The sequence below is a fragment of the Qipengyuania oceanensis genome, assembly GCF_009827535.1.
GTDB lineage: Bacteria > Pseudomonadota > Alphaproteobacteria > Sphingomonadales > Sphingomonadaceae > Qipengyuania_C > Qipengyuania_C oceanensis.
The window spans coordinates 1,596,054-1,609,425 of record NZ_WTYN01000001.1 but is presented as its reverse complement, the minus strand read 5'-3'; the positions used below and the strand labels follow the sequence as shown (position 1 = coordinate 1,609,425).

The window sequence follows — 13,372 nt, the reverse complement described above, 5'->3', positions numbered from 1 at the left end:
TATTCGCCCCGAGAGGAGCGAGCGGCTCATGGGCATCATGGAAATCATCGGCATCGCGGGAAGCGTGAGCCTGCTGGCTGGCTGGCGGCTCTACCTGTGCATTTTCGCAACCGGGCTCGCCATGCGGCTCGGCGCGCTGCCGCTCCCGGAACATCTCGCCGCGCTCGATGCGCTTGCCAACCCGTGGGTCATGGGCATCGCTGCAATTGCCGCGCTCGTCGAATTCCTGGCCGACAAGGTGATGTGGCTCGACTCGATTTGGGACACGGTGCACACGCTGGTCCGGCCGGTCGGCGGCGCGTTACTGGCGCTGGCGATCGTCGATCCGTCCGATCCGACCACCCAGGTCGTCGCCTTCCTGCTCGGCGGCGGGGCGAGCCTTGCAGCCCATGCCGGCAAGGCCGGCGCGCGCGGCGTGGTCAACGCCAGTCCGGAGCCCGTCAGCAATATCGCTGTCTCGAGCGTCGAGGACGTGGCGACCGCGGGCCTGCTCTACACGGTTTACGAGTATCCCTACGTGGCGGCGGGCGTCGCGGCGGTCCTGTTGGCGCTGGTTGTCGGCCTGCTGCTGCTGGCGCGGGCGTTCATCCGCAAACTGTTCCGGCCGCGACCGGGGCCGCCGCCGGGCTGAGGCAACCCGTCAGCCGCCGTGGGCGGCCATGAATTCCTCGACCACCGGGGCGATGCTGCCGCGCCACTTGCTGCCGTTGAAGATCCCGTAATGCCCGGCGCCTTCGGCCATGTAGTAGCGCTTGTCCGCGGCCTTCAGATTGGTCGCGAGGTCGAGCGCGGCCTTGGTCTGGCCGAGGCCCGAGATATCGTCCCGCTCACCTTCGATCGCCAGCAGCGCGGTATCGGTCAGCTTCCCGAGATCGACGACCTCGCCCTTGTGCTCGAACGTGCCGTTCGGGATCGAATGCTTCTGGAAAACCTCTTCCACCGTCTGAAGGTAGAACTCGGCGGTCATGTCGCAGACCGAGCGGTATTCGTCGTAGAAATCCTTGGTCAGCTGGGCGCTGTCGTCGTCGCCGGCGGTCAGGTGCTTGAACATCTCGTAATGGCTGAGGATGTGGCTGCCCAGGTTCATGCTCATGAAGCCTGCAAGCTGCAGGAAGCCGGGATAGACCCGCCGACCCGCCCCGCGGTGCTGCATGGGCACGGTCGCGATCACCGTTTGACGGAACCATTCGATCGGGCGCTCCATCGCCAGGTCGTTGACCGTGGTGGGCGAACAACGCGTGTCGATCGGGCCGCCCATCATGGTGAGCGAAGCCGGGCGCGCCGGATCCTTGTGCAGGTTCATCAACGCGGTCGCGGCAAATGCGGGGACCGATGGCTGGCATACTGCCATCATGTGCGTGCGCTTGCCGGCAGCCTCGTGGATGAACTGCGCGAACTCGATGATGTAGTCGATGTAATCGTCGAGATCGAAGGCGCCTTCGTGCAGCGGCACGGTCTTCGCGTCGGCCCAGTCCGTGATGTAGACCTCGCAGCTTTCGACCATGCGCCACACCGTTCCGCGCAGCAGCGTGGCGTAGTGCCCGCTCATCGGGGCAACGATCAGCAGGCGCGGCGCATCCTCCGGCAAGCCTTCACGGCGGAAGCGCTTGAGGTCGCCGAACGGCTTGTTGACCACGGTGGCTTCCTCGACCGCTTCCGTCTTGCCGCCGACATCGACCGAATCGATGTTCCAGGCCGGCTTGCCGCGCGGTGCCGCGGCGTGGGCGAAGACTTCCAGTGCGGAGGCGGCCATCGGGCCCAATCCGGTATAGCCGAAAGGATTGGCCGGATTGGTCAGCATTTCCGCGCCGATCGAAGCCATGGCGCTCGCGCTGCTGAGCCACGAGCGCTGCAATTCATAGGCATGGTAAAGGATAGCGAATTCCCCTGCTCTTGCGCTTCTCCCGAGCGCGTTGTCGCATACAGTGACGGGTTTGCGATCTTTGTGCAACGCACAATTGCCAGCGCGGTGCCCCAGCCAGTGCGGATTGCCGTGTGCTGACGGTTTCCTTTGACGGTCCGCACGGCTAGGCGATCGCCGATGAACGGAACTACCAATTCCAGCGACAGCAGGCCGCCCAAGGCAAAGACGGTCGCACCGCTGCGCATGGTTTGGCGCGCGGCTTCGCAATATCCCGGCACCGTGGCGCTCGGCGTTCTCGCGCTCGTCATCACCGCGGCCGCGACGCTCGCGATCCCGGCGGGTTTCAAGCTGGTGATCGATCGCGGTTTCGCAGAGGGCGGCGATCCGGCGGACATCGGTCGCTGGTTCCGCTACCTGCTCGGCATCGTCGTGGTCCTCGCGATCGGGACCGCGATGCGGTTCTACTTCGTGAGCATGCTCGGCGAACGCGTGGTAGCGGACATCCGCCTGGCGGTGCACCGCAACCTCCTGCGCCTGTCGCCCGGCTTCTACGAGGAGAACAGCCCGCGCGAGATTTCGAGCCGGATGACTTCGGATACGACGCAGATCGAGCTGGTCGTCGGCTCGGTCGTCTCGGTCGCCTTGCGCAATATCCTCATGGCGATCGGCGGAACGGCCTACCTGTTCTATCTCGCCCCGCAACTGACGCTCTACCTGTTGCTCGGCATTCCGGTGGTGATCGCGCCGATCCTGCTCTTCGGGCGCCGCCTGCAGGCGGTATCGCGCCACAGCCAGGACCGCATCGCCGATGTCGGGGCGATGGTCACCGAAGTCCTCTCTGCGATGAAGATCGTGCAGGGCTTCAACCAGGAACGGCGCGAGAGCGAACGCTTCGCCTCCGGTGTCGAACGCGCATTCGAGACGGCACGGCAACGGATCATCATCCGCGCCGCCATGACCTCGATCATCATCGGGCTGATCTTCGGCGCGATCACGCTGATCATGTGGCGCGGCGCGCTGGGCGTCAGCGCGGGCGAGATCACCGGGGGGACGATCGCCGCCTTCGTCATTACCAGCGGGCTGGTCGCGGGCGCTTTTGGGACACTGACCGAGGTTTACGGCGATCTTTTGCGCGGGGCCGGCGCTGCAAGCCGGCTGAGCGAACTGATGGAAGAGAAGCCGACCATTGCCGCCCCGGCCAAGCCCCAGGCGCTGCCCCTGCCGCCGCGCGGCAGTCTTTCGTTCCGCAACGTCACCTTCCGCTATCCGACGCGGCTGGACGCGGTGGCGCTCAAGGATTTCACGCTGGAGGTCGAGCCGGGCGAAACCGTCGCGATCGTCGGGCCCTCGGGCGCGGGCAAGTCGACCATCTTCCAGCTGGCCGAGCGGTTCTACGATCCGCAGGCGGGCACGATACGGCTGGATGGCGTTCCGCTGACCAGCGCCGACCCCGCCGATATCCGCCAGCGGATGGCCTATGTTCCGCAGGACGGCGTATTGTTCAGCGCCAATGCGCGCGACAACCTGCGTTACGGCAACTGGGACGCGAGCGACGAGGCCATCATGGAAGCCGCCCGCGCCGCCAATGCGGAGCGTTTCCTGACGGAGCTTCCTGACGGTCTCGACACGTTCCTCGGCGAGAACGGCACGCGCCTGTCGGGCGGCCAGCAACAGCGCATCGCCATTGCCCGCGCATTGCTGCGCGATGCGCCGATCCTGCTGCTCGACGAAGCGACCAGCGCGCTCGACGCGGAAAGCGAACGGCTCGTGCAGGAAGCGCTCGACCGACTGATGGCGAGCCGCACCACGCTGGTCATCGCCCACCGCCTCGCGACCGTGCGCGCCGCGGACCGGATCGTGGTGATGGACGAAGGCCGGATCGTCGAGCAGGGCACCCATGCCGAGCTGACGGCGGGCAGCGGGCTCTATGCCCGGCTCGCCTCGCTGCAATTCGATGATGTCGAGATCTGACAGGCTGGAAGAGCTTGTTAGGATTAGGCTAATCTTCGAAACGCTAACGCTTTTCGACCAACTGCATTCCCATCGCCGTTTCGCGCGCTAGGTCCGCTGCGACATGGCAGTTCTGACCAGGAGAATACCACCAATGCGTAACTTGCTCGCTTTCGGCGCTTCGCTCGCCGCGCTTGCCCTCGCCACATCGGCCCAGGCGCAGGACGAACCCGATTACCCGCAAATGTCGTTCGGCGAGCATGGCATCGATGTCGCTTCGATCGACACCACGGTCGATCCGGGCGACGATTTCTTCGCCTACATGAACGGCAAGTGGGTCGGCCAGGCCGAACTGCCCGCGGACCGGTCGGTGTTCAGCACCGCGCACCTGCTCAACGAGCGGGCGGATGATGAAATCGAGCGACTGATCACCCAGATCGCCGCATCCAACCCGGCTCCGGGCACCAGCGAGCGGCGCATTCTCGATGCCTACAACTCCTATCTCGATCGCGACGCGATCGATGCCGCCGGCATGGCTCCGGCCCAGCCCTATCTGCAGAAGATCTACGACGCGCCCGATTTCGAATCGCTGGTGCGGCTATTCGAAGCGCCGGAGTACACCGGCCTCATCAGTATCGGCGTGACCACGGACAGCAAGGCACCCGACACGCATGTTGCGGCAGTCGGCTTCTCGGGAATGGGGATGAGCGATCGCGACTATTACCTCGTCGACAACGAGCGCAATCTCCAGATCCGCGCATCCTACATGGAAATGCTCGAGTTCATGCTCGGCAAGGCGGGCTACGCCGATCCGGCCGCAGCAGCGAAATCGGTCTATGCCTTCGAAAAGAAGGTCGCCGAACTGGAGTGGGACCGGCAGTATTTCCGCAATCCCACGCTCACCTACAACAAGCTGACGCGGGCCGAATTCCAGGCGCTGTCGCCGAGTTTTCCGCTGCAGGCGCTGCTCGAATCCGGTGACTACCAGGATACCGACGTGTTCCTGGCAACGCAGATCCCGCCCACGGCTGAGGAAATCGCGGCCGCAAGGCTGACCGATGCGGACCTCGCGCAGATCGGCGGCGGATTGCCGGCAATGATGGACCTGCTGCAGAAGACGCCGCTCGCGACGCTCAAGGCGCTGATGGCAGCGCGTTTCGTGGCCTCGAATGCAGCGGTGCTGCCGTCGGATGTCTACGATGCCTATTTCAAGTTCGCCGGCACCACCATGAGCGGCGCGCAGCAGCCCCGTCCGCTGAAAGACCGGGCGATCGCCACGGTGCAGGGCTATCTCGGCGAGGAACTCGGCAAGCTCTACGTCGCGCGCAACTTCCCGCCTGCCTCGAAGGCCAAGATGGACGAGATGGTCGCCAATATCCAGGCGTCCTTCCGCGAGGCATTCGAGACAAACAGCTGGATGACCGAGACTACGCGCAAGGAAGCGCTGGCCAAGCTGGCGGCCTTCGACCCGATGATCGGCTATCCGGAAAAGTTCGAAACCTACGACGGCCTGGTGATGAAGGGCGACGATGCGCTCGGCAATCGCCAGCGCGTGCTGGCCTGGGCGACCGCCGACAATCGCGCCGAGCTCGACCAGCCGGTCGATCGCAGCGAGTGGTTCATGACCCCGCAGACGGTCAACGCCTATTACTCCTCGCTGACCAACCAGATCGTCTTCCCGGCTGCTATCCTGCAGCCGCCGATGTTCGATCCGCAAGCCGATGCAGCCGTCAACTACGGTGCGATCGGCTCGGTCATCGGGCACGAGATCGGCCACGGCTTCGACGACAGCGGCTCGCGCTACGACGGCACCGGAACGCTGCGTAACTGGTGGCAGGACGCCGATCGTGCCGCTTTCGAAGCACGCGCCGACAAGATGGCGAAGCTGATCGAGGCCTATTGCCCCCTCGACGATGGTGCGCTGTGCATGACCGGTCGCCAGTCGATGGGCGAAGTGCTCGGCGACACGGTCGGGCTGGAAATGGCATACCGCGCGTACCGCAAGTCGCTGAACGGCAAGGAAGCCCCGGTGATCGACGGCCTGACCGGCGACCAGCGCTTCTTCCTCGCCTTCGCGCAGGAATGGCGCGTCATCATGCGCGAGGCGGCTCGCCGTTCGCAGCTGGTGAGCGCGAGCCACCCGCTCAACGAGTTCCGCGTCAACAACACGGTTCGCCAGATGCAGGCATGGTACGATGCCTTCGACGTGAAGCCCGGCGACGACCTCTACCTGGCACCGGAAGATCGTATCACGGTCTTCTGATCGGACCCATCGAGGCCGTGCGGGCGGGGAGTGCTTGACATCCCCGTCCGCCCGCCCAAAGCCCGCGCCGCATGAACGAGACCCTCACCGCAATCGTCCTCGGCATCGTCGAGGGCCTGACAGAATTCGTGCCGGTTTCCTCGACCGGCCACCTGATACTCGCCTCCGAACTGTTCGGTTACGACGCGGCCGAATGGGCGATGTTCAACGTCGTCATCCAGCTCGGCGCGATCCTCGCCGTGGTCTACCAGTACTGGGGGACTTTCTGGAATGCGGGGATGGGCGTTCTCCGGCTCGAGAGCGAAGGGCTGCGCTTCGCCCGCAACATCATCGTTGCTTTCATTCCTTCGGCGATCCTGGGCCTGGCGTTCAAGGATTACATCGACATCATGCTCGGCAGCCCGTCGATCGTCGCCTGGGCCCTGATCCTGGGCGGCATCGCCATTCTCGGGATCGAGAAGGTCGCAAATCCGAAGGGGGAAGAGACGGTCGCCGACCTGCCCTTGCGGCAGGTGATCGGGGTCGGTTTCGCGCAGTGCCTCGCCATGGTGCCGGGCGTCAGCCGCTCGGGCGCGACCATCATGGGTGCGCTTGCGATGGGCGTGAACCGCAAGACCGCGGCGGAGTTCTCCTTCTTCCTGGCCGTCCCAACCATGATCGGCGCCTCCACGCTGGAACTGTGGCAGAAGGGCGGAGATCTGATGGCCGGCACGGCGCGCGTCGGCTGGGGCGAGATCGCGATCGGTTTCGTCGTCAGCTTCGTGGTCGCGCTGGTCGTTATCCGTGCCTTCGTCGCCTACGTCAGCCGCCATGGCTTCGCGCCGTTCGCATGGTATCGCATCGTCGTCGGAGCGGCAGCGGTGGCGTGGTTGGCCCTGCGCTGAAACTGTTGTTCTTGCGCGGGAACCGATGCCGATTAACTTCGTTTCGTTCTGAATTCCGGAACCATCGTGCCGATGGTTGCTTTGTGCGATATGTGCGTATTGGGAACTAAATAATGGGTTTCGTAATTCTGGTGGTCGTTGGCTGCATCCTGGGATGGCTCGCGTCGATCATCACCCGATCCGAAGATCGCCAGGGCATCCTGATGAACGTCGTCGTCGGAATCGCGGGCGCGATGCTTGCCGGTATTCTGGTCAATCGAGGATCGATTCTCATCGGAATCAGCGCTACGGCGCTACTAGCGGCCTTCGCGGCCGCTCTTGTAAGTCTGGCGATAGCCAATGTGGTGCGCGCGCGCGTCACCTCCTGATTTTTTGAGCGTTCATGGCCCGCTGGGAAGCGCACCATGACCGTCTGGTTGCTGAAACCTTCTACCTGGGGCTCGATGTCAACGGACGGCCCTGTTTTGCATAAAAGGGGAATATTGATGAAGTTCACTGCCAAGACCGCCATGGTCACTGCCGTCGCCGCTCTCGGTCTCGGTCTCGCCGCTTGCGACAGCCCGGCTGAAGAAGCTGCAGAAGAAAAGGCTGAAGCGATGGAAGACCAGGCTGATGCCATGGAAGACGCCGGCCAGATCACTGACGCCGAAGCCGACGTGATGGAAGAGCAGGCTGACCGCGTCGAAGACGCCGCCGAAGGTGACACCGACATGGGCACCAACGACGATCCGATCGGCAGCACGGTCGACGAATCGACCATGTAATTCCGCACGGAATTCAATCGTTTCGAGAGCCGGTCCGGGGGCAACCCCGGGCCGGTTTTCGTATTTCTGGGAACCATTGAGGCTTCGACACATTTTTGCCATGATCGACAAGGCCCGCGCTGACGCGGCCGTGATCGCTGAAAAGGAAGAATGATTATGAAATTCGCCAAAGTAGCCCTCATCGCCTCGATTGCCGGCCTTGGCCTCGCCGCTTGTGACAGCGCTGCAGAGAACCAGGCTGAAGACAACATCGAAGCGATGGAAGACGCCCGCGACAACGAAGTCGACGCGATGGAAGAAGCCGGCCAGATCACCGAAGACCAGGCCGACGCGATGGACGACCAGACCGACGCGATGGAAGAGTCGATGGAAGAGCAGGCCGACGAGATCGACGGCAACGACGCCATGTAACGATCGGCCCTTTCGGGCTGAAGACAGGCCGGCGCGGGAGCGATCCTGCGCCGGTTTTCTTTTGGCAGCCAGGCGGGCGGCTTCAGACCGGCCGCGCACCGCTGCCACGCCCACCGCGCAGCAGGTATTCCTGCGTGCCGCGGTGGAGCACGTTGTCGACGTCGATCACCGCCGAATTGGCATAGGTGAAGGCGGGCGAAAGATTGCGGTAGAGCCGGTCGAAATCGCGCTCCACCGTCTGTCGGTACAGGTCCTCGAAGCTCTCGATTACGAAATAGGTCGGCTGCAGGTCGCTGATCACGTAATCCGTCCGCATAACCCGGTCGACATTGAGCATGATGCGGTTGGGGCTTTCGGCCTCGGTCGCATAGACCACCTCGGTCGGCCCGGAGAGGATGCCGGCCCCATAAGCCCTGATCTCGCTGTTCTCCAGCATCAGGCCGAATTCGACCGTGTACCAGTAGAGCGAGCCGAGCGCCTTCAGGCGGTTGTAGCGCATCGCCTTCCACCCGGCGCGCCCGTACTCCTGCATGTAGTCAGCATAGACCGGGTCGGTCAGCATCGGGACGTGCCCGAACACGTCGTGAAAGACGTCGGGCTCCTGGATGTAATCGAAGGTTTCGCGCGTGCGGATGAAGTTGCCCGCCGGGAAGCGCCGGTTGGCGAGGTGCCAGAAGAACACGTGATCGGGGATCAGCATGGGCACGGGGACCACCGACCAGCCGGTGAGATGGCCGAGGTCTTCCGACAATTTGCCGAACTCGGGCACGCCGCCACGATTGAGGTTGAGCTTCTGCAGCCCGGCCATGAAAGCGCTCGCCGCACGACCCGGCAGCACGCCCATCTGCCGCTCGAACAGGTCGTTCCAGATGGCATCGTCTTCGGACGAATATTCCGCCTGCTTCGGCTCCAGCCAGTCGTCGCCGACATGATCGGGTTTGCGCAGCGGAGCGGTAAAGACATCGGCCGGCATTTCAGGCAGTGTCGCGAAGTCCTGCTCTGCAGCGTCGATGCTTTGTGTGTCGGTCTGGGTCATGGTTTCGGCTGCAACCATATCTGCGGGAAGGGCGGATGACAAACCGGGAGGTGCGCTTGGGCAAGGACGAAGGCAAGTTGAAACGCAAGGAATACGAGGACTTGCTCGATCCGCTCGAAGAAGAGCTCGTCGGCATGGCGCGGTGGGCGCGGGTGACCGGGCAGCGGATCGTTGTTCTGTTCGAAGGGCGCGACACGGCCGGCAAGGGCGGCGCGATCCGCGCGGTCAGCGAAAGGCTCAATCCGCGCCAGTGCCGCATCGTCGCGCTTTCGAAGCCGACCGAGGCCGAGCAGACGCAATGGTATTTCCAGCGTTACGTCGCGCATTTGCCCAGCGAGGGCGAGATCGTCCTGTTTGACCGCAGCTGGTACAACCGCGCCGGTGTCGAGCGGGTGATGGGCTATGCCGACGAAGCGCAGGTCGACGCTTTCCTCGATCAGACTCCCGTGTTCGAGAAGATGCTCGTCGATGACGGCATACTGCTGTTCAAGTACTGGCTGACGACCGATCAGGCGAACCAGGAAGAGCGGTTGCGCGAACGGCTCGGCGATCCCCTCAAGCGCTGGAAACTATCGCCGATCGATCTGGCGGCACGGCACAAGTATGCCGCCTACACACAAGCCCGGGCCGCGATGCTGCGCGCGACGCACACCGACCACGCACCCTGGACGCTGGTCGATTTCAACGACCAGAAACGTGGCCGGCTGACATTGATCCGCGACCTGCTCGACCGGCTGCCCGATACGCGCTGCGAACCGGACCCGATCGAGTTTCCCGAATTGGGGACGGAGCCGCTGGTCGAGGACTACTCGGTCCTCCAGCCGATCGCGCCCTACCCGATTGCCGGCTAGGCGAGCGTGGCGCTGGCCTTCAGGGTCTGGCGCCCGTCGCTGGCGAAGCTGCCGAGCTCCAGCCCGTCGTCGGTGCGCCGCAGCGCCAGCGTCAGCGGCTCGTCGGCAATCGCGGGGCTGACAGCACGGAAGTCGAAGGTGGCCAGCGCATTTTCGCCGAACCGGTCTTGCGCCAGTTGCAGCAGCAGGCTGGCGATCAGCGGGCCGTGCACGACGAGGCCGCGATACCGCTCGACATCGCGGGCATAGGGCAAGTCGTAATGGATGCGGTGCGTGTTGAAGGTCAGCGCCGAATAGCGGAACAGCAGCCTCGGATCGGGCACGAGCGTGCGCTGCGCGTCCCAGGCCGTCCCGTCGAAGGCGCCATCGCCCGGCTCGCTTGGCTGGAGCGGCGCGTCGGGCGCGGAAGCCGCGCGATAGACCAGCGTCTGGACTTCGCGGATCGCATCGACGCCGTCAGCCGTCGTCAGGTGTTCGACATCGACGAAGCCGAGCTTGCCGGTGGAGCCGTCCTTCTCGGCGACCGAAACGATGCGGCTGGTGCGCTCGACCGTGGCCCCGATCGCAAGGGAAGCGAAAAATTCGATCCGCGAGGACGCCCACATGCGGCGCGGCAGCGGGATCGGGGGAAAGAAACTGTCATCGCTGTCGTCGCGTGCCGGGTGACCGTCCTCGCCGAGCGCTGCTTGCGGAGCCTCCGGGGTGCACAGGCACAGGTGGATGCCTTGCGGCATTGTCCCGCCATCGGGTTGCGGCAGGTCGAAGGTCGCCAGCCAGCGCCGGGCCAGCGCGGGATCGAGGATGTCGCGCGCCCGCGCCGCCCGCCTCACCCAGGCATCCCATTCGCTCATCAGGCGGCGCGCTCGAAGATCGCCGCGATACCCTGGCCTCCGCCGATGCACATCGTCTCCAGCCCGTAGCGTGCGCCGCGCCGGTGCATCTCGTGTGCCATGTCGGCGAGGATGCGGCCCCCGGTCGCGCCGATCGGGTGCCCGAGAGAGATGCCCGAGCCGTTGACGTTGACGATCTCGCGGCGGCTGTCGTCCTCCGAAAAGCCCCAGCCCTTTAGTACGGCGAGCGCCTGCGGAGCGAAGGCCTCGTTGAGTTCGATGAGGTCGATGTCGTCCCAGCCCATGCCCGTGCGGGCGAACAGGCGCTCGACCGCGGGGACTGGGCCGATGCCCATGCGCGAAGGATCGCATCCTGCCGCCGCCCATCCGCTGAACCACAGCATCGGTTCGAGCCCGAGTTCCTCGACCTTGTCTTCCGCCACGACCAGGCAGGCCGCCGCCGCATCGTTCTGCTGGCTGGCATTGCCCGCGGTCACGATCGCGTCTGAATCGCGCTTGGCATCGATCGCGCGCAGCGACCCGAGCGTTTCCATGCTCGCATCGGCACGGTAGCCCTCGTCATGGTCGAACACGACAGGGTCGCCGCGCCGCTGCGGGATCTCGACCTTGACCAGCTGTTCGTCGAACTTGCCGGCATCCCATGCCGCGGCCGCGTTTTGGTGACTGCGCACGGCAAAGGCATCGGCGGCCTCGCGGTTGATGTCGTAATCCTTGGCGAGGTTCTCCGCCGTCTCGATCATGCCGGTGATCACGCCGAAGCGGTCGATCGGCTGGCTCATCAACCGGCCACGCGTCAGCCGGTCCCACAGCACCATGTCGCCCATCCGCACGCCGTTGCGGGCACCGGTGGTGTAATGTTCGACATTGGACATGCTCTCGACGCCGCCCGCGACCACGCAATCCGCCGCCCCGGTCTGGACCATCATGGCCGCGTTGACGATCGCCTGGACGCCCGATCCGCAGCGCCGGTCGACCTGGTAGCCGGGCACTTCGAGCGGCAGGCCGGCAGCAAGCCAGCTCCAGTGGCCGATGGCGGGAGCCTCTCCGCTGCCATAGCCTTGCGCGAAGATCACGTCGTCGACCCGCTCGGGATCGACCCCGCTGCGCTCGACTAGCGCCTTGAGGATCACCGCGCCTAGCGCGCCCGCTTCCAGCGGGGCAAGGCTGCCGAGATATTTGCCGACGGGAGTGCGGAGCGGCTTGCAGATGGCGACTTTGCGGAGCTGTGTCATGGGATGGTCCTGATCCTGGAATAATCTGTTGCCTCGTCGCTCAGCGCGGCGAGACCCTTGTCGACGAGCGCGCCGATCTGGCCCGACGAGAGGCCGAGCCGTTCGGCGAGAACCTCTTCGGTGTGCTGGCCGAGGTATGGCGCGGGAGCGGGGTCGCCCGCCTCGCGGCCCGGAATGTTGGCGAAGCTGCGCGGCGCGGGATATTCGAAGCCCGACGGATTGCCGGTGGTCCGGGCAAACAGCGGATTGTCGCCGACCAGTACCGGATCGTTCGCTGCCTCGAACATGGTGCGATAGCGCTCGAACGTGGTGCCTTCTGCCGCCATGCGCGCCGCCAGTTCGTCGTAGTCCATGGTCTCCGCGATCGACTGGAACAGTGCGAACAGGCGATGGCGGTTGGCGAAGCGAGGAGTGTCGCCATCGGTGAAGCACACGCCGAGTTCGCTTTCGAGTTCGGCAATCTTCGCGTCTGCGTCGAAGGCAGCAACCAGGCCGTGCCATTGCTTCTCGGTCAGCGCGGCGACCATGAATCGCACGCCGTCACGGCTGCGGAAATCGCGCCCGAACGCGCCCCAGATGGCATTGCCCAGCCGCTCGCGGTCACCGCCCCGATAGAGCATTTCCGCCATCGATCCCGAATTGGCGACCGTGCCGATCGCGACATCGCCCAGGGGAATGCGCAGCTCGCTGCCCTGGCCGCTCTGTTCGCGGTGGCGGATCGCCGAGACGAGCGCGAAGGCACCGTAAGCGCCGGTGATGAAATCCCATGCCGGGAGCACCTGGTTGACCGGCGGCGCGGTTTCCATGTCCCAGTCTTCCGGTCCGCACATCAGCGGGTAACCGCTCGCGGCGTTGACGGTGAAGTCCATAGCCTGGCGCCCGTCGTGCCAGCCCATGATCCGCACGCTGACCAGCTCGGCTGCGCCGTCAGGCTGCTTTGCCCTGATCGCCTGGTGGCCGAGGAAGCTCCTCTCCGGCAGGTTGGTGACCAGGTTGCCGGTCTTCGCCGCCAGTTCGACCAGCAATTCGCGACCTTCGCCGCTGCGCAGATCGAGCGCGACCGACTTCTTGCCGCGATTGAGGTTTTCCCAGCTGAGCGAGCGGCCTTCGCCGGTCAGCATGTAGCGATCGTAATCGAGACCGCCCGCCAGGTGGTCGACCCGGATGACCTCGGCCCCGAATTGTCCGCAATAGAGACCGATCGTCGGCGACGCGACGAAGCTCGATGCCTCGATGATCGAAAGGCCGCTCAGCAGATTGTACAAG

General features: G+C 64.8%; 13 protein-coding genes. 8 read left to right on the top strand and 5 right to left on the bottom strand.

Features of this window, described 5'->3' with window-relative positions; translation table 11 throughout:
• Nucleotides 1-28 precede the first annotated feature (28 nt).
• Complete coding sequence (locus GRI48_RS07700; RefSeq protein WP_160673590.1) at nucleotides 29-631, top strand: DUF4126 domain-containing protein; 603 nt, start codon at nucleotides 29-31, stop codon at nucleotides 629-631.
• Nucleotides 632-640: 9 nt separating this feature from the next.
• Here the strand turns inward: GRI48_RS07700 and GRI48_RS07695 are convergent, their stop codons facing one another.
• Nucleotides 641-1,876, bottom strand: a complete 1,236-nt coding sequence (locus tag GRI48_RS07695; RefSeq protein WP_160675545.1) for a polyhydroxyalkanoate depolymerase — start codon at nucleotides 1,874-1,876, stop codon at nucleotides 641-643.
• Between the two features lie 165 nt (nucleotides 1,877-2,041).
• Between GRI48_RS07695 and GRI48_RS07690 the strand changes: the two genes are divergently transcribed.
• The 6 genes from GRI48_RS07690 (at nucleotide 2,042) to GRI48_RS07665 (ending at nucleotide 8,136) form a co-directional block, all read left to right on the top strand.
• Entirely contained in the window at nucleotides 2,042-3,835 is a 1,794-nt protein-coding gene (locus tag GRI48_RS07690; protein WP_160673587.1) for an ABC transporter transmembrane domain-containing protein, read from the top strand.
• Nucleotides 3,836-3,968: 133 nt separating this feature from the next.
• Nucleotides 3,969-6,077 (top strand): M13 family metallopeptidase, encoded by a 2,109-nt coding sequence (locus GRI48_RS07685; protein WP_160673584.1) that lies wholly within the window; start codon nucleotides 3,969-3,971, stop codon nucleotides 6,075-6,077.
• A 71-nt stretch (nucleotides 6,078-6,148) separates the two neighbouring features.
• Nucleotides 6,149-6,961 (top strand): undecaprenyl-diphosphate phosphatase, encoded by an 813-nt coding sequence (locus GRI48_RS07680; protein ID WP_160673581.1) that lies wholly within the window; start codon nucleotides 6,149-6,151, stop codon nucleotides 6,959-6,961.
• Nucleotides 6,962-7,074: 113 nt separating this feature from the next.
• A complete protein-coding gene (locus tag GRI48_RS07675) occupies nucleotides 7,075-7,329 on the top strand; it encodes a GlsB/YeaQ/YmgE family stress response membrane protein (RefSeq protein ID WP_160673578.1) in 255 nt (84 codons plus the stop codon).
• A 117-nt stretch (nucleotides 7,330-7,446) separates the two neighbouring features.
• Complete coding sequence (locus tag GRI48_RS07670; protein ID WP_160673575.1) at nucleotides 7,447-7,725, top strand: hypothetical protein; 279 nt, start codon at nucleotides 7,447-7,449, stop codon at nucleotides 7,723-7,725.
• A 156-nt stretch (nucleotides 7,726-7,881) separates the two neighbouring features.
• Entirely contained in the window at nucleotides 7,882-8,136 is a 255-nt protein-coding gene (locus tag GRI48_RS07665; protein ID WP_160673572.1) for a hypothetical protein, read from the top strand.
• A gap of 82 nt (nucleotides 8,137-8,218) precedes the next feature.
• On the opposite strand, the gene phhA is transcribed toward GRI48_RS07665, so the two are convergent.
• Complete coding sequence (gene phhA, locus GRI48_RS07660; RefSeq protein WP_160675542.1) at nucleotides 8,219-9,109, bottom strand: phenylalanine 4-monooxygenase; 891 nt, start codon at nucleotides 9,107-9,109, stop codon at nucleotides 8,219-8,221.
• 98 nt (nucleotides 9,110-9,207) lie between these two features.
• Between phhA and ppk2 the strand changes: the two genes are divergently transcribed.
• The gene (ppk2, locus tag GRI48_RS07655) at nucleotides 9,208-10,023 is read left to right on the top strand and encodes a polyphosphate kinase 2 (RefSeq protein WP_202389198.1); all 816 of its coding nucleotides are present in this window, start codon (nucleotides 9,208-9,210) and stop codon (nucleotides 10,021-10,023) included.
• On the opposite strand, the gene GRI48_RS07650 is transcribed toward ppk2, so the two are convergent.
• The 3 genes from GRI48_RS07650 to GRI48_RS07640 are packed head-to-tail and all read right to left on the bottom strand — an operon-like array spanning nucleotide 10,020 to nucleotide 13,371.
• Nucleotides 10,020-10,874, bottom strand: coding sequence for an HTD2 family dehydratase (locus GRI48_RS07650; protein WP_160673569.1), 855 nt, complete (start codon nucleotides 10,872-10,874; stop codon nucleotides 10,020-10,022). The genes ppk2 and GRI48_RS07650 overlap by 4 nt on opposite strands.
• Nucleotides 10,874-12,106, bottom strand: coding sequence for an acetyl-CoA C-acetyltransferase (locus tag GRI48_RS07645; protein WP_160673566.1), 1,233 nt, complete (start codon nucleotides 12,104-12,106; stop codon nucleotides 10,874-10,876). The genes GRI48_RS07650 and GRI48_RS07645 overlap by 1 nt, the downstream gene beginning before the upstream one ends.
• Complete coding sequence (locus tag GRI48_RS07640) at nucleotides 12,103-13,371, bottom strand: CoA transferase (RefSeq protein ID WP_160673563.1); 1,269 nt, start codon at nucleotides 13,369-13,371, stop codon at nucleotides 12,103-12,105. Before GRI48_RS07640 ends, GRI48_RS07645 begins: the two co-directional genes overlap by 4 nt.
• Between the last annotated feature and the right edge of the window lies 1 nt (nucleotide 13,372).